The sequence below is a fragment of the Herbidospora solisilvae genome (assembly GCF_009901565.1).
In the GTDB taxonomy this organism is placed as follows: domain Bacteria; phylum Actinomycetota; class Actinomycetes; order Streptosporangiales; family Streptosporangiaceae; genus Herbidospora; species Herbidospora solisilvae.
The window spans coordinates 25,781-40,183 of record NZ_WXEW01000016.1 but is presented as its reverse complement, the minus strand read 5'-3'; the positions used below and the strand labels follow the sequence as shown (position 1 = coordinate 40,183).

At 70.3% G+C, this 14,403-nt stretch carries 15 protein-coding genes; 9 read left to right on the top strand and 6 right to left on the bottom strand.

Going from position 1 to position 14,403, the window contains the following annotated elements; genetic code table 11:
• Positions 1–5: 5 nt before the first annotated feature.
• A complete protein-coding gene (locus tag GT755_RS39000) occupies positions 6–164 on the bottom strand; it encodes a hypothetical protein (protein ID WP_202611014.1) in 159 nt (52 codons plus the stop codon).
• A gap of 390 nt (positions 165–554) precedes the next feature.
• Here GT755_RS39000 and GT755_RS37550 point away from each other — a divergent pair, with 390 nt between their 5' ends.
• On the top strand, positions 555–1,175 hold the full coding sequence (locus GT755_RS37550; protein ID WP_202611013.1) for a TetR/AcrR family transcriptional regulator: 621 nt from the start codon (positions 555–557) through the stop codon (positions 1,173–1,175).
• Between the two features lie 58 nt (positions 1,176–1,233).
• Here GT755_RS37550 and GT755_RS37545 read toward each other — a convergent pair whose 3' ends face one another.
• Positions 1,234–2,166: a dihydrodipicolinate synthase family protein gene (locus GT755_RS37545; RefSeq protein ID WP_161484312.1), complete on the bottom strand. Its 933-nt coding sequence runs from the start codon at positions 2,164–2,166 to the stop codon at positions 1,234–1,236.
• Positions 2,167–2,179: 13 nt separating this feature from the next.
• The gene (locus GT755_RS37540; RefSeq protein WP_161484311.1) at positions 2,180–2,965 is read right to left on the bottom strand and encodes an SDR family oxidoreductase; all 786 of its coding nucleotides are present in this window, start codon (positions 2,963–2,965) and stop codon (positions 2,180–2,182) included.
• 220 nt (positions 2,966–3,185) lie between these two features.
• Here GT755_RS37540 and GT755_RS37535 point away from each other — a divergent pair, with 220 nt between their 5' ends.
• A complete protein-coding gene (locus GT755_RS37535) occupies positions 3,186–4,280 on the top strand; it encodes a zinc-dependent alcohol dehydrogenase (RefSeq protein WP_161484310.1) in 1,095 nt (364 codons plus the stop codon).
• Positions 4,281–4,291: 11 nt separating this feature from the next.
• Positions 4,292–5,449, top strand: a complete 1,158-nt coding sequence (locus tag GT755_RS37530; protein ID WP_202611011.1) for a DUF3500 domain-containing protein — start codon at positions 4,292–4,294, stop codon at positions 5,447–5,449.
• Between the two features lie 18 nt (positions 5,450–5,467).
• Here GT755_RS37530 and GT755_RS37525 read toward each other — a convergent pair whose 3' ends face one another.
• Positions 5,468–6,370, bottom strand: coding sequence for a LysR family transcriptional regulator (locus GT755_RS37525; RefSeq protein ID WP_161484309.1), 903 nt, complete (start codon positions 6,368–6,370; stop codon positions 5,468–5,470).
• 118 nt (positions 6,371–6,488) lie between these two features.
• On the opposite strand from GT755_RS37525, the gene GT755_RS37520 reads away from it, so the two are divergent.
• From GT755_RS37520 to GT755_RS37500, 5 genes are read left to right on the top strand one after another with little or no spacing between them, the layout of a single operon-like run.
• Positions 6,489–8,003, top strand: coding sequence for an FAD-dependent monooxygenase (locus GT755_RS37520; protein ID WP_161484308.1), 1,515 nt, complete (start codon positions 6,489–6,491; stop codon positions 8,001–8,003).
• Between the two features lie 58 nt (positions 8,004–8,061).
• On the top strand, positions 8,062–9,168 hold the full coding sequence (locus tag GT755_RS40325; RefSeq protein ID WP_161484307.1) for an alpha/beta hydrolase: 1,107 nt from the start codon (positions 8,062–8,064) through the stop codon (positions 9,166–9,168).
• Positions 9,169–9,195: 27 nt separating this feature from the next.
• The gene (locus tag GT755_RS37510; protein WP_161484306.1) at positions 9,196–10,005 is read left to right on the top strand and encodes an amidohydrolase family protein; all 810 of its coding nucleotides are present in this window, start codon (positions 9,196–9,198) and stop codon (positions 10,003–10,005) included.
• A gap of 34 nt (positions 10,006–10,039) precedes the next feature.
• Positions 10,040–11,002 carry an MFS transporter gene (locus GT755_RS37505; protein ID WP_161484305.1) on the top strand — a complete coding sequence of 321 codons (963 nt, stop codon included), beginning with the start codon at positions 10,040–10,042 and terminating at the stop codon, positions 11,000–11,002.
• A complete protein-coding gene (locus GT755_RS37500; RefSeq protein ID WP_161484304.1) occupies positions 10,885–11,313 on the top strand; it encodes an MFS transporter in 429 nt (142 codons plus the stop codon). Before GT755_RS37505 ends, GT755_RS37500 begins: the two co-directional genes overlap by 118 nt.
• Positions 11,314–11,408: 95 nt before the next feature.
• Here GT755_RS37500 and GT755_RS37495 read toward each other — a convergent pair whose 3' ends face one another.
• A complete protein-coding gene (locus tag GT755_RS37495) occupies positions 11,409–11,555 on the bottom strand; it encodes a hypothetical protein (protein WP_161484303.1) in 147 nt (48 codons plus the stop codon).
• 450 nt (positions 11,556–12,005) lie between these two features.
• Here GT755_RS37495 and GT755_RS37490 point away from each other — a divergent pair, with 450 nt between their 5' ends.
• On the top strand, positions 12,006–12,761 hold the full coding sequence (locus tag GT755_RS37490; RefSeq protein ID WP_161484302.1) for a helix-turn-helix transcriptional regulator: 756 nt from the start codon (positions 12,006–12,008) through the stop codon (positions 12,759–12,761).
• On the opposite strand, the gene GT755_RS37485 is transcribed toward GT755_RS37490, so the two are convergent.
• A complete protein-coding gene (locus GT755_RS37485; RefSeq protein WP_061297992.1) occupies positions 12,721–13,899 on the bottom strand; it encodes a cytochrome P450 in 1,179 nt (392 codons plus the stop codon). The two genes, GT755_RS37490 and GT755_RS37485, sit on opposite strands and share 41 nt — an antisense overlap.
• Between the last annotated feature and the right edge of the window lie 504 nt (positions 13,900–14,403).

The following is a 14,403-nucleotide window of genomic DNA, read 5'->3' as shown; positions in this document are numbered from 1 at the left end:
CACCCTCATCCCGCTGACATACCTAGGCGCGGGGGCGGGGTCGCGCTCATGGCCGCGAGGTTCACCACCGAAGAATGAATGCTCAGGTCGGCGCGCAACGTCGAGACCACGCCAAGGCCCTGCTCCCGGCGGGCCAGATCCGCGAAATCGGGCAACGTGGTCATCTTGAGCTCCTGCCGCACCTGATCGCACAGACGGATGTGAGCCCAACCTAGCAGGCAAGGTCAAAAAAACGAACCGACCCTGCTGAGCTGCGGATCTGCGGCCGAATCGGCATCGCGTGATCGAAGTCATGGCCCCCTCGGCCGGACACCGACCGCCGGGACGATGGAGATCAGTGGAGATCAATGGAGATCAGACGCCCACGTGGCCGGTCTGGAAGCGATGACTTCCTGCCTGCAGGCAGTGATCGGCAGCCCGAGCAGGAGAGCCCTCCCTTTATGGATACGGTGACTCTGAAAGGAGGCGCTATGAACCCTGCCACGTCCGGGCCATCGGACAGCCCCGCTCGCGGAGCCCAGGCGGTCCCCCGGCGGGGGCGCCCACCTGCCGATGTGAACCACATCGTCGCGGTCGCGCTGAGGCTTGTGGACGAGGTGGGTGCCGAGGCGTTCTCACTGCGGATGCTCGCGACCGCCCTGGGGTCGGGAACCGCGACCCTCTACCGGCACTTCGCCGGCAAGGACGAGCTGATGGTCCAGGTCGTCGACCGGGTTCTCGGCGAGGTGGAGATCACCGGCCTGGAGGATGCCCCGGGCTGGCAGGAGGCGCTGACCGCCATGGCCACGGCCTTGTATGAGACGCTGCGCCGCCATCCTCAGGTGCTGCCGCTGCTGATCGCTCAGGTGCCGGTCGGCCCCAACGCGCTGGTTCACCGTGAACGCGTGCTGAGTCTCCTTCTCGCGCGAGGTCTCCCCGTCGGCCTGGCCGCTCGCGCCTTCACCGCCGTCGGCCACTATGCGGTCGGTTTTGCCGTCCAGCAGCTCGGTCCGACGTCGCCAGGGCCTGAAGACGGCCGGCATCTGCTGGAGTTCTACCGGCGTCTGGACCCCGCGATGTACCCGGCGACCCTTCAGGCGGCCGAAGCGCTCACCACCATCCCGCTTGATGCGGAATTCCAGTTCGGTCTCGACTTGGTCATCGGCGGACTCGAGCGGCTCCTGCCAGGCCGCTGATCGAAGCCGCTGATCGCCGCCGCTGATCCAGGTCGGTTGACAAGGGGGTGACCGGGGCTCAGGGCAGCCTCGCCCGCTCGTCATGGTGGCTCAGCCGGTTCAGCAGCAAGTCGATCTCGGCGCGTTCGTCCGGGCTGAGCGAGCGCTGCGGTGATCGCTGGGTGTCGGAGCGAAGAAGTCCTCGGCGCATCAGGATGTGTTTGCGGACGGCCAGGCCGGTGCCGGGTTGCTGCTCGTAGCGGATGAGCGGGAGGTGGGCGTCGAACAGGTCGTGCGCCTCGCCGGCGCGCCCTTCGGCGGCCAGGGCCACTACGTCGACGAGCAGTTCGGGGAAGCAGTAGCCGGTCATCGCGCCGTCGGCGCCGCGGCGCATCTCCAGGTCGAGGAACAGGCCGCCGTTGCCGCACAGGATCGACAGCCGGGGCGCCTCCTCCGCGGCCTGCGCCGCGCGGAGCGCGCTGATCTTCTCCAGGCCGGGCCAGTCCTCGTGCTTGAGCATCACGACCGAGGGCGTCTCCCGGGCGATGCGCGCCAGCACGGGCACCGACATGACGACGGAGAAGGTGAGCGGGTAGTCCTGCACGACGATCGGCACGTCGGCACCGAGCGCCTGCCCGGCCGCGCTGTAGTAGCCGACGATCTGGTCGTCGGTGCGCAGGGTGTGGGGCGGGCCGATCATCACGCCCGCCGCGCCCAGCGCCATCACCTCGTCGGTCAGCGCCTTCATGGAGCTGAAACCCGGGGCCGAGACGCCGACGACCACGGGCAGATCCGTTCTGGCGAGGACGGTGGCCACGATCTCCACGGCCTCGGCGTGGGTGAGCTTGGGCGCCTCCCCCATCTGCCCCAGCAGGGTCAGGCCGTCGACGCCGGCGTCGACGTAGAAGTCGACGAGGCGGCGCAGGGACTCCAGGTCGACGGCCCCGTCGGGAAGGAACGGGGTGGGGGCGATCGCGTACACACCACGGGTGGTTCGGCTGATCAGTGCCATGGCTGCTCCCGGATCAGATGGCGGTGATGAGCCCGCCGTCGACGCGGACCAGGGACCCGGTGACGTAGGAGGCCGGACGACTGGCGAGAAAGGCGACGACGGCGGCGTATTCGTCGGGGTGCCCGTACCGGCCGACCGGAATGGAGCCGACGCTGTTGCGGGTCACCTCGGCGACGGGGCGGCCCTCGCGCTCGGCCTTGTGCTGGTCGAGTTCGTGGACGCGCGCCGTGCCGATCCGTCCGGGGACGACGACGTTGCAGGTGACGCCTGCCGCTGCCACTTCCCGGGCCAGGGTCTTGGACCAGCCTGCCAGGCTCGCGCGCAGGGAATTGGACAGGCCCAGGCCGGCGATCGGCGCGACGACGCCGGAACTGGCGCTGGTCACCACCCGTCCCCATCCGCGTTCGCACATGCCGGGGACTACCCGGTCGGTGATGGTGATCACCGACAGCACCATCGAGCGGAAGTGATCGGCCCACCTCTGGGCGTCGATGCCCAGGACGGGCGTGAGCGGCGGCCCGCCGGTGTTGTTGACCAGGATGTCGACCGGGCCGAGTTCCGCCTCGATGCGCGCGATGCCCGGTTCGACCGCTCCCAGGTCGCCGAGATCCCATTCCAGGGCCAGGGCGCGGCCGCCGGCCCGGCGGATCTCGCGAGTCGTGTCGTCGGCAGACGTGCCCCGCAGGTCTGCGACGGCGACGGCGACGCCTTCGGATGCCAGTGTCCGTGCGACGGCGCTGCCGAGGCCGCCTCCTGCTCCGTGGACGAGCGCGACCCGTCCGGCGATACCCAGATCCACCTGTGCTCCCTTGTTCGGCCGGTCCCCACTGAAGCCGTTTCCCGGGCGAGGTGGCAAAGACGAAAATCCGGCGCCGACCATAGGAAACGGCTATGGGGGCGAGCCGGGAATCGTCTTGGACGCGCTGAGCGGCCGAACCCCACACTGTGGTGCCGGCGGCGCCAACGGTGCCGGGCCGCCGGAGGGTGCCGGCCGGTTACGACAGTGAGGAGTCGTCGCGATGACCCTGCTCCCGGACACGATGAAAGCCGCCGTTCTCGGCGAGCCGGGTCAGATCCGCGTACGCGAACTGCCGGTGCCCCGGCCCGGGCCGGAGGACGTGCTGGTGCGGGTACGTCGCGCCTCGCTCTGCGGCACCGATGTGAAGATCCGCAGCAGGGACTTCTTCGCCGACGGCGGGCCGCCTCCCGGCGGCTTCGTGCCGGGCCACGAGTACGCGGGCGTCGTGGCAGCGGTCGGGGAGACGGTGGAGGAATTCCAGATCGGCGACCGCGTCGTGACCGAGGCCCACCGCGGCTGCATGCGATGCGTGACCTGCCTGCGCGGCGGCTACACCGACTGTCTCAACTACGGCAGGCGCGAGCGCGGCCATCGCGCCCAAGGCATGACGGTCAACGGCGGGTTCGCCGAATACGCTCTCAACCACGTCTCGACGTTGTGCCGCCTGCCTGAAGGGCTGAGTTTCGACGCGGGCGTCGTACTGACGACGGCGGGCACCGTGATGCACGCCTTCGGCGTCCTGGCCGACGTGCTCGCTGGGGCACGGGTCGCCGTGCTGGGACCCGGGCCGATCGGGCTGCTGGCCGTGCAGGTCGCCAGGGAACTGGGGGCCGAATTCGTGGCGCTGGCCGGGACGCGTGAGTCCCGGCTCGCGCTCGGCCGGGCGTTCGGCTCCGACCTCGTCGTCAACGTCCACGACCCCGACGCCGTCGCGCAGGTCAGAACCCTTTCAGGCGGACACGGAGCCGACATCGTCCTGGAGTGCTCCGGAGCCGCCCCGGCAGTCGATGACGCCTTGCGCATGGTCAGGCGCGGCGGCCGGGTGGTCCTGGTCGGCTTCTTCGACGAGCCCGTCACCGCCGACCTGAACCATGCCGTCATGAACGGCATCACCATCCACACCGTCCGCGGTGAGGGCGCCGGTTCACTCGCCCGCGCGGTGTCCCTGGCGGGCCGGGGCCGTCTGGCCACCGAGGACCTGGTGACACACCACTTCCCGCTGGAGGCCGTGGCGGAGGCCTTCGACACCTACGCGGAGCGGCGTGGCGACGCCCTCAAGGTCATGCTGGACATCTCCGATCATGTTCCCGGGTGAGATGAGAAGCAATGGACCACGAGACCCACGCCGAGACGGACGGCGAGCGGGCGCTGGTCGGCCGCATGGCCGCCGTGGCGGGCGAACTGATCGACTCCCTGCGACCATCATTGCGAGCACGCGCGTGCTGGACGCCCTTCGGTGACCGTGAAGTCGAGGCGGAACGGCTGCGCTGGTTCTACACCCCGACCGACCACGGCGGGGTGGCGCTGCGTGAGCTGTCACCACGACAGCAGAGCCTGGCCATGCGGCTGCTGGCCGGCGGCCTGACCCGCCCGGCGTATGTCACCGCGTGCACCATCCTGGGCCTGGAGAACGTCCTGGACGAACTCGAAGGATGGAGCGCCGACTGGGGCCGCGACCGTGGACGCGATCCGGGCCTGTACTGGCTGCGCGTCTTCGGACGTCCAGGCGACCCGGTCTGGGGCTGGCGCTTCGGCGGCCATCACCTGTCGGTCAACCTGCTGCTGCGAGGCGGCCGCATCGCCGCGTCCACCCCGTCGTTCCTGGGAGCCGACCCCGCGGCCGCACCGCTGCTCGGCGGCGGCGAGTCGCGGCCGCTGGCGGCCACCGAGGACCTGGCCAGAACGCTGATGACGTCGCTGAGGCCACGCGAACGGGCCCAGGCCCTGCTGCACCCGCGCGCGATCTCCGACATCGTCTCCGGCAACCGCGCGCGGGTCGCCCCCGGCGACCGGATGATGCACATGCAGGACCTCTTCCGGGGCCCGCTGCCCACGCCCCGGCTCTCGGCCCTGGTCGACCGCATCGACGAACGCGCGGAAAGCGGCTCGGGTTACACCGAGGCCGATCACGAGCAGATGGCGCTCGGTCTCGGCGGGCCCGGCGTAGCCGCCTGCGACCTGACGGCCGACCAACGCAACGTGCTCCAGACCCTCATCGCGTCCTACACCGACCGCTCCCCCGCGCCGGTCGCCGCGGCGCTGCGGCGCCACTACGCCGCCGATGAGCACCTGGACGCCGTGCACTTCGGCTGGGCCGGCGACCTGGACCGCGGCCGCCCGCACTACTACCGCCTCACCGGGCCGAGACTGCTGGCCGAGTACGACAACACGCAACGGGAGGCCAACCACGCCCACTCGGTGTGGCGCGATCCCGTCGGGGACTTCGGCCTGGACCCCCTGTCGGCGCATCGCCGTCAGGGGTGATCCGTCAGGGGTGATCCGTCAGCGGATCAGCGCATCCGGCGGCAACTCGGCGGCGTCGACCAACGGCAGCCGCACCGAGGTCAGCAGCTCGGCGAAGCGGCGGGTCAGGTGGACCATACGGCCCCGGCTGTAGGCGGTCAGCTCCCGGAACAGCGGCGGGTCGACCACCCGTACGTGATGGCTCCACCCGTGCGGTACGGCGTTGGCGGGGATGACCACGAGTCCCACGCCCTCGACGGCCAGCCGCAGCGCTGCGGCCACCTGCCCCACCCGGGCGACCACGCGCGGGGTGAAGGACAACGAGCGGGCGGTCCAGTCGAGGACCTCCGCCATGCCCTGCTCAGGTTCGTAGTGCACCCACTTCGCGGCGGCCAGTTCGGCCGCCGTCACCCGCTCGGTGGAGTACGGGCCGCGCCCGGCCACCACCATGCCCTCGAAACCGAGCGACGTCACCTCACCGTCCCAGTCGGCGGGCCGGGGACCGATCGCCAGATCGCCGTCGCCCGCGCGCATCGCCGCCTCCAGGTCCTTGCGGTGGGAGTAGTCGTGCAGGTGCAGGACCGTCGCGGGATGCCGGTCGTGCCAGCGCGCCACAGCCGGGGGCAGCACTCCGGATGCCACCGACCGGACGGTCAGCAGGTGCAGTTCTCCCTGTTCGCCGTTGATCAGGTCGTCCACCGACTTGCGGGCCGCTTCGACCGCTCTGAGGACCTCCTGGGCCTTGGGCAGGAACACCCGCCCGGCGGTGGTGAGGGCGACGCCCTGCCGTCCGCGTTCGAGGAGTTCGGCGCCCACTTCTCGTTCGAGCGCCTTGATCTGCTGGGAGAGCGACGGCTGGGCGACCAGGAGCGCGGCGGCCGCCGCGCTGAAGGAGCCGTGCCGGCAGATGGCCACGAAGTATTCGATCTGGCGAAGCCGCATGGCCGCCTCCCTCCATAGGCCGCACCTATAGGGGCTAGTCACAAGTGGTATTGGACGTCGCCGGCGGGAGTGTCGACCATGTTATAGCTACAGTGTATCCGAAAATGGGGTGGCGAAGATGAACGACCGCGTGCAGGTCCTGGTGGTGGGCGCCGGGCCGACCGGCCTGACCTTGGCCTGCGACCTGCGGCGGCGCGGGGTCCGCCACCGCGTCGTCAACGCGGCCGAGCACGGCTTCGAGGGTTCCCGCGCCAAGGGAGTGCAGCCCAGAAGCCTGGAGGTCTTCGACGACCTGGGCGTCCTGCCCGGCCTGCGGGCCCGCGCCACGGCCTACCCGCCGCTCGGCCTGCACGCCGGACCGCTGACCCTGCCGTGGGTGATGTACCGGCGCCACCGGCCGACGGACGACGTGCCACATCCCAACACCCTGCTGGTGCCGCAGTACGCGACCGACGCGATCCTCCGGCAGCGCCTCGGGGAACTCGGCGGCACCGTGGAGGACGGCACCCGGCTGGTCTCCTTCGAGCAGGACGCCGATGGTGTCACCGCCACGGTGGAAGGACCACGCGGCACCGAACGCGTCCGCTCCCGGTTCCTGGTCGGCGCCGACGGCGGCGCGAGCACCGTGCGCGCCGGCGCGGGAATCGGCTTCGCCGGGACGACGGACGAGTCCGACCGGATGATCGTCGCCGACGTGACGGTCAGCGGGCTGTCCCGCAAGCGCTGGCACGTCTGGCCACGCGGGAAGGGCCGGTTCATGGCCCTGTGCCCGCTGCCCGGCGGAGACACCTTCCAGCTCATGCTCAAACTCCGTCCCGGCGAGGACGCCGACCTGGGCCGGGAGGCGGTGGCCCGGCGCGTGCGGCGGTTCGCGGCCGGGGTGCGGGTGCGGGAGGTTCACTGGGCGTCGGTGTGGCGGCCCAACACCCGGCTGGCCGAGCGCTACCGGTCGGGCAAAGTCTTCCTGGCGGGCGACGCCGCCCACGTCCACCCGCCGACGGGCGCGCAGGGCCTCAACACCGGAGTCCAGGACGCCTACAACCTCGGCTGGAAGCTGGGCCAGGTGCTGGCCGGAGCACCCGAGGCGCTGCTCGACACCTACGAGGCCGAACGGCAGCCGGTCGCCGCCCGGGTGCTCGGCCTGTCCAGTGAGATCTACGCGGGCATGAGCAGCCGGCCGCTGGCCGCCACCAGGCGCGGCGATGAGGAGCGGCAACTCACGCTCACTTATCGCGGCGGGCCGCTGGCCCCTGTCCAGGGCGGCGACTCCGCGAAGAGCGGCAGCGCCGTCGGCGACCGCGCTGCCGACGCCCCCTATACCGATGTTCACGGCCGGGCCGGACGGCTCTTCGACGTGTTCCGGGGACCCCACTTCACCCTGATCGCCGTCGGCGCCGCCGCCGTCGACGGCCTCAAGGAGATCGGCTGGCCCGACGCCGGCGCGCCGCTGGTCACCGTGGCGATCCCCTCACCCACCGCCGGGCTCACCCGCGGCTATGACCTCCAGGGGTCGGCGCAGATCCTGGTCCGCCCCGACGGCTACATCGCCTCCATCGCCCACCGCGACTGGAGCGCCGTCCTGAGCGACAGCGCGCACACGATGCTGACGGGGCGCGCGGACTGGGCCCGCTGACCGGGCCGCCGCCGTTTCCCGTCCTGACCGTTTGCTGTCCATAGGAGCCGAGATGATTGTGACCCGCCAGTTTGTCGGCCATCGCGCCGAGACCGACGACCTCACGGAGAGTCTGTCGGTCGAGTCGCGGGCCGGGCTGCGCCAGTTCTCGCTGGAGCGGATGATCGGGTACGGCATCGACCACGCCGACGCCGTCGAGATGCGCGCACGCGTCCTGGACGGGCAGGACTGGCGGTCGGCCGCCACCGCGCTCGCCCGTGAGTGCCTGCGCCGGGTCGAGGAGGCTCCGGCGATCGCCGGCGTCCTGACCCGCGTGGCCTACCTGCGGCGGGCCTCGGCCCTGCTGCGCATGGGCCAGATGATGATGCTGACCGACACCGACGAACGCCGGGACATCTTCGGGCAGGCCGCCGCCCTGTACGCACGCGCCGCCGAACTGGCCGCCGACCGCGAGCCCGTCTGCATCGACACCGACACGGGGAAACTGGCCGGCTGGCTCATCCCCTCCGGACAGCCCGCCGCGCCCGCGGCCATCGTGATCGGCGGCGTCGAAGGCTGGGCCATGGACTTCGACAGCATCGGCCTCGAGCTCGCCGGGCGGGGCGTCGACGCGCTGATGCTCGACGGCCCAGGGCAGGGCGAGACGCGGTTCCGGCACCGGCACTACTTGTCGCCGTCGTGGCGGCACGCCTACGGCCGCGCCGTCGGCTTCCTCGACGAGCGCGCGCCGGGCCGCCCGATCGGCGTGGTCGGCAACAGCATGGGCGGCAGCTTCGCCATGGCGCTGGCCGTGGACGATCCCCGGATCAGGGCCTGCTGCGACAACGGCGGCATCATCGCTCCCTGGATGGTGCCGCCCAGCGTCGGCACCTTCTACTCCAAGATGGTCGCCTTCTGCGGCACCGACGACGCCGATCTGGCGATGAAGGCCTGGGCGAGCGTCACCCCGGCGGCCGACGGCCCCAACGCCGGCTACCCCCTGCTGATCGTGCAGGGCGGCCACGACCCGATGGTGTCGATGGATCTGGCGCAGCTCCTCCTGGACCAGGCGCCCACCGGCGACAAGCAGATGGTGGTCTTCTCCGACGGCCAGCACTGCGTCTACAACCACCGGCACGACCGCGACGTCCTGATCGCCGACTGGCTGACCACCCGCCTGCACTGACCCGGCCGCACTGAAAGGAAGCGCCGCATGCAGATCATCGACGCGCAGATCCACCTGTGGGCCGGCCACTGGGCGCCACCCCACCACTGGCGGGCGCCCTACACCATCGAAACCGCCCTGCGCGACATGGACGAGGCCGGCGTCGACCGTGCCGTGAACTGCCCCGCCATCTGGGACGGCGCCGCCAACGACTACGCCGTGGAAGCGGCCGTGCGCCACCCCGACCGGTTCGCCACCCTGGGCTGGTTCCCCCTCGACGAGACCGCGGACGAAGCCGTCCTCGACGCCTGGCTCGCCAGACCGGGGATGCTGGGCCTGCGTTTCGTGCTGATGGATCCCGGCATCGGCGACCGCCTCATCTCCGGGGCGCTCGACTGGTTGTGGGACGCCGCCCACCGGCGCGATATCCCCATCGGTCTCATGGTGCTGCCCGAGCACCTGCCCCTGATCGGCGGCATCGCCGCACGCTACCCGCGCATGCGACTACTGATGGACCACCTGGCCATCAGCCCCTTCGACACCCTGCAGGACGCCGCCGCGCGCATCGACGCCCTGATCGCCCTCGCCGACCGGCCCAACATCGCTGTCAAGGCCACCGCCGTGCCGGGCTTCGCCACCGACGACTACCCGTTCGCCAGCACCCACGATCTGCTGAGACGGGTGTTCGACGCCTACGGCGCGCACCGGATGTTCTGGGGCACCGACATCACCCGCCTGCGCTGCACCTGGGGACAGTGCGTGCGCATGTTCACCGACGAACTGCCCTGGCTCAAGGGGCACGACCTCGAACTGGTCATGGGCGGGGGCCTGGCCACCTGGATCGACTGGCCGCGCTGATCCACGGCCACCGCCGACACATCCGGAGCACCCCATGCCCACACCCGGCCCCACCGCTGACTCTTCTGCCCTGCCGGACCCGCAGACCGTCGGCGAACGGCGCCTGTACCGCCGCCTCATGCTCTCGATCGGCGGCACCCAGTTCGGCATTTCCGTCGTCTACGGCGCGGTTCCCGGCGTCCTGCTCGCCCTCCAGATCGACAACCTCGCGGGCGAGGACAAGGTCGGCATCCTCAGCCTGCTCACCCTGGCCGGAGCCGTCGCCGCCCTGATCGCCCAGCCCGCGGCCGGATGGTTGTCCGACCGGACCCGCACCCGGGCCGGCGGACGCACCCCCTACATCCTGGGCGGAAGCGTATTGGCCGCCCCGGTCCTGTGGGCGATGGGCTGGACTCAGTCACTGACCACCCTTGCAATCCTCTACGTGACGTCGGAATTCATCCTCAGCGCAGCACAAGGACCGCTGGCGGCCGTGCTGCCCGACCGGGTACCACCCGAGCGGCGCGGACGATTCAGCGCCGCCCTCGGTCTCGGCATCATGATCGGATCGGTCAGCGGAACCGTACTGGCCTCCCTGATCTCCCCCGACCTCCGCCTCGCCTACCTGATCGTCGGCTGTTTCCCCATCGCCCTGGCCTGTACGCGCCTGCTCATCGATCCCGACCCCGCCAACACCTCGGCGCCCTGCCCTTCCCGCGGCATCGGTGCGGCGTGGCTCATCTCCCCCAGGCGACACCCCGGCTTCTGGTGGGTCCTGGGCAGCCGGATGCTCGTCTACACCGGCTTCTTCATGATCCAGGGGGCTACGGCCTCTACCTCCTGGACGACTACATCGGCCTGGCCGACCGCGCCATCGACCTGCTGCCCGTCGTCGCCGGCGTGGCGGCGTTGTGCATCTGCGTCTCCACCGTCCCAGCAGGCATCGCCTCCGACCGCACCGGCCGCCGCAAGATCTTCATCTGCGCCGCCGCGACGGCCATGGCCGGTGGCCTGCTGATCCCGCTGGCATGGCCGACCCTGACGGGCTATCTGGTGATGACCGTCGTCATCGCGCTGGCCTTCGGCTGTTTCGAGTCCGTCGACACCGCGCTCATCACCCAGGTCCTGCCCCGATCCAGCTCCTACGCCCAGGACATCGGCGTGCTCGACATCGCCTCCATCGCCCCGCAGATCCTCGCCCCCGCCGTGTCCGGAGCGCTCGTCGTGGGGACCGGCTCGTACGCCCGTGCTGTTTCCCACCGGTGCGGCCTTCACCCTGCTGGGAGGACTCAGCGTGCTGCGCGTACGCGGGGTCCGCTGACCAAGTGAAAGCAGGCCAACGACGAGCAGCTACGTGGGCTAGGTCTCTCGCGCACTCCGAGCTTCAGGACCACCTCGCCAGCCATCCTCCGCCGAGCGGAATATCAGAGAATCGTCGTCATCCGAACAGGCTGGCAGAACAGGGCGCTGATCTCCGAACGCTCCTGCGCGTGGTGCAGGCCCTGCTCGACCTCGACGGCCCGCCAGCCGTCGCCGACCAGCACAGCACTGTCTCCGCAGGTCAGACTCACGCCCTCGCCACTACCAAGGGCCTCGCATCAGGCCTCCTATCAAATAGACGGATATCGAAGCAGCCGGTGGTCGACCGGCGCAGACTTCCGTGCACAATCTGGGACCGCCGCCACAACTTCCCCGGGCTGCGGGCGCCGTCGATCGACGTTCGACCCGGCCTACCGCAGACGGCACCAGCAGCAGGTCAGGTGCGGCGAGGTTGGCGGCCACCGCCTCGCCGTCGGGCAGACTTCACCTACGCGACCACCGACACCGAAGTGTCCTACGGCGACGTGATCCTCATCTCCGGGCGAACCGACGACGTGGAGCGCTTCGCCGAGCTCCCCTATAGGGGTGTGCGGAAATCATCTGTATTAAGGCCCTCATGGATGCGGACGATAATGAGCGCCGATTCCCATGGTGATTTATCGCGGTATGAGAAAAAGGCACCTCCATGTTTCACTGACGGCATGGTGTCCGCCCGGGATTACGAGCGCATCCTCGCCCTTGCCGCCGGTGCCTTCGAGATCGGCGACCCTTCGGCGGTCTGGCCGTTCATCGCGCGGGAGTTCGTCGGGTCGCTTTTCGGTGCCGATGTCTTCACCCGGGCCGCCATCGACTACACCTCGGGCCGGTCGGTGCTGCTCGACATCGACCCCGCCGACCTGCGCCAGGGCAGCGGGCTCGATCCGGTGATCGTCAAGCGGCATCCGCTGTCGGTCCACTACGCCGTCACCGAGTCGCCCGAGCCGCTGCGGATCAGTGATCTGGTGCCGCCGCGACAGTGGCGGAGGCATCCGGTGGCGGCCCGGATGCGTGAGGTCTTCGGGACGACCAGCGTGATCGCCATTCCGCTCCAGGCCAGGCCGTTCCGCGGCCTGTCGATCCAGCGGGAGCGGGACGGCTTCTCCGATCGGGAACTCGCGGTGGCCGCGCGGGTGCAGCCCTTCCTGGTCGCCGCCGACCGGCACGCGCGGGCGCTGCCGGAGGCGGCTCAGGAGGCGGGGCTCACGCCGCGTCAGACGGTCGTGCTGAACCTCATGGCCGAGGGGCTGGGCGCGACCGCCATCGCGCATCGGCTGGGCATCTCCGTCAGGACCGTCGACAAGCACCAGGAGCGGCTCTACCGGAGGCTGGGCGCGTCCGACCGGCTCACCGCCGTCGTCCGCGCCCAGCGGCTCGGGCTCATTCGAACGCCAGGAGCAGCTTCTCCGGGGCTCGGGTGAACACGCCGGCGTCGTGCGGCTCCTCCATCAGCCGCAGGCCGGGGAAGCGGTCGAGCAGCATGGTCACCCCGATCCGTACCTCGGCCCGGGCGAGCTGGGCGCCCACGCAGAAGTGCCGGCCGAGGGCGAAGGCGGTGTGGTTGGCGCCGGCGGTGTAGGCGCGGGTCATGTCGAGGTCGGGGCGGAACAGGTCGAAGGCGTCGGGGTCGGTGAAGCGGGACGGGTCGCGGTTGGCCGAAGCGATCAGGCAGGTCACGGTGCCACCGGCCGGGACGGTGCCGCCGGAGAGTTCGAGGTCGGTCTCGGGCTGGCGCATCACCATCTGGACCACCGAGTCGTGCCGCAGGGTCTCGGCGAACGCGCGGTCGAGCAGTTCGGGGTCGCTCCGCACGGCGGCGAGCTGGTCGGGGTGGGTGAGCAGGTTGCGGACCAGGCAGGTGATGGCCTTGTCGGTGGTCTCGCCGCCGGCGGCGAGCAGCATGCTGACGAACGCCTTGATCTCCTCGCTGGTCATCCGCACACCGTCGATCTCGGCGGTGCACAACGTGGAGAGCAGGTCGTCGCCGGGGTCGGCCCGGCGGGCCTCGACGATCGGGATCATGTACGCCGCCAGTTCCTCCCGCGTCCGCGCGCCGGCCTCGATGACCGCCGGATCCTGGGCCAGGTTGGAGATGAAGGCGACGACCGAGGTGTACCACCGCTGGAACAGGTGCTCGTCCTGCGGCGGCAGGCCGAGCATGCCGACGATCACGCCGACCGGATAGCGGGTGGAGAACCGGGAGACGAGGTCGTCGACGCCCGACAGCGGTTCGATCAGCCCGGCGGCGGTCCTCTCGATGACCGGGACGAACTTCGTCGCGAGTTCGCGGCCCCGGAACGACGGCGTCACCAGGGCCCGTTTGGTCGCGTGCTCGCGGCCGTCCATCTGGATGATGGTGCGGCCGTGCACGGGTTCGAGCTGCCATTCGTAGTTGCGGTTGCCCGCTTCCTTGAGTGCCTTGGCGACGTCTTCGTATCGGGAAACCAGATACGTCTGGGTCGCCTCGTGCCACAGGAGGGGAAAGTGGTCACGCAGCACCGCGTAATGCGGATAGGGGTCGGCGGCGAACTCGGGCGACAAAATGTCGGGGGCGTCCATGAGGACGACGGTAAACACGCTGCGGCGGGTGCGATATGCGGAGAATTGCGTAAGCACGCCCAGGATCTCCACGCGCAACTTGGCCCGTTGATACCGACGCGGAGGTGGTTGATAGCGTAGCCCGCTCTTGCGGGCGTGGACAGGGACATCGTCAGGAGTCTGGCCTGTTCTGCCATTGTTTGTGGGGGTCTCGAAGGCCTGCGCCACGGCCGGATCGTTCTGCCGTCACAGGTTGAGACGTACGTCGTCGCTCTTACCGCTCTTGCTCACCCCGCGCCGGACGGCGTCGAAGCGCCCGAGCTGTGGCCCCTGGTGGCCGAGCTCCGTTGCGGGCTATGAGGTAGACCGCTTCCAGACAACAGCTGTCTGGCGCCGGCGAAGATGACAGTGGCCGACGCTGTGACCTGCACACTGTCAGATGGCGCTCCGTGACCACCCGCCGGACGCGTCATCGAAGTTGGCAGTAGAGGATGATCTCGCGGATGCGGCGAGACGTCAGCGTCG

Bases quoted from the DNA above. Each gene is read 5' to 3' on its own strand.
- GT755_RS39000 (WP_202611014.1), bottom strand. From the start codon at position 164: ATGACCACGTTGCCCGATTTCGCGGATCTGGCCCGCCGGGAGCAGGGC.
- GT755_RS37545 (WP_161484312.1), bottom strand. From the start codon at position 2,166: ATGGCACTGATCAGCCGAACCACCCGTGGTGTGTACGCGATCGCCCCC.
- GT755_RS37535 (WP_161484310.1), top strand. From the start codon at position 3,186: ATGACCCTGCTCCCGGACACGATGAAAGCCGCCGTTCTCGGCGAGCCG.
- GT755_RS37530 (WP_202611011.1), top strand. From the start codon at position 4,292: ATGGACCACGAGACCCACGCCGAGACGGACGGCGAGCGGGCGCTGGTC.
- GT755_RS37525 (WP_161484309.1), bottom strand. From the start codon at position 6,370: ATGCGGCTTCGCCAGATCGAATACTTCGTGGCCATCTGCCGGCACGGC.
- GT755_RS37520 (WP_161484308.1), top strand. From the start codon at position 6,489: ATGAACGACCGCGTGCAGGTCCTGGTGGTGGGCGCCGGGCCGACCGGC.
- GT755_RS37510 (WP_161484306.1), top strand. From the start codon at position 9,196: ATGCAGATCATCGACGCGCAGATCCACCTGTGGGCCGGCCACTGGGCG.
- GT755_RS37505 (WP_161484305.1), top strand. From the start codon at position 10,040: ATGCCCACACCCGGCCCCACCGCTGACTCTTCTGCCCTGCCGGACCCG.
- GT755_RS37490 (WP_161484302.1), top strand. From the start codon at position 12,006: ATGGTGTCCGCCCGGGATTACGAGCGCATCCTCGCCCTTGCCGCCGGT.
- GT755_RS37485 (WP_061297992.1), bottom strand. From the start codon at position 13,899: ATGGACGCCCCCGACATTTTGTCGCCCGAGTTCGCCGCCGACCCCTAT.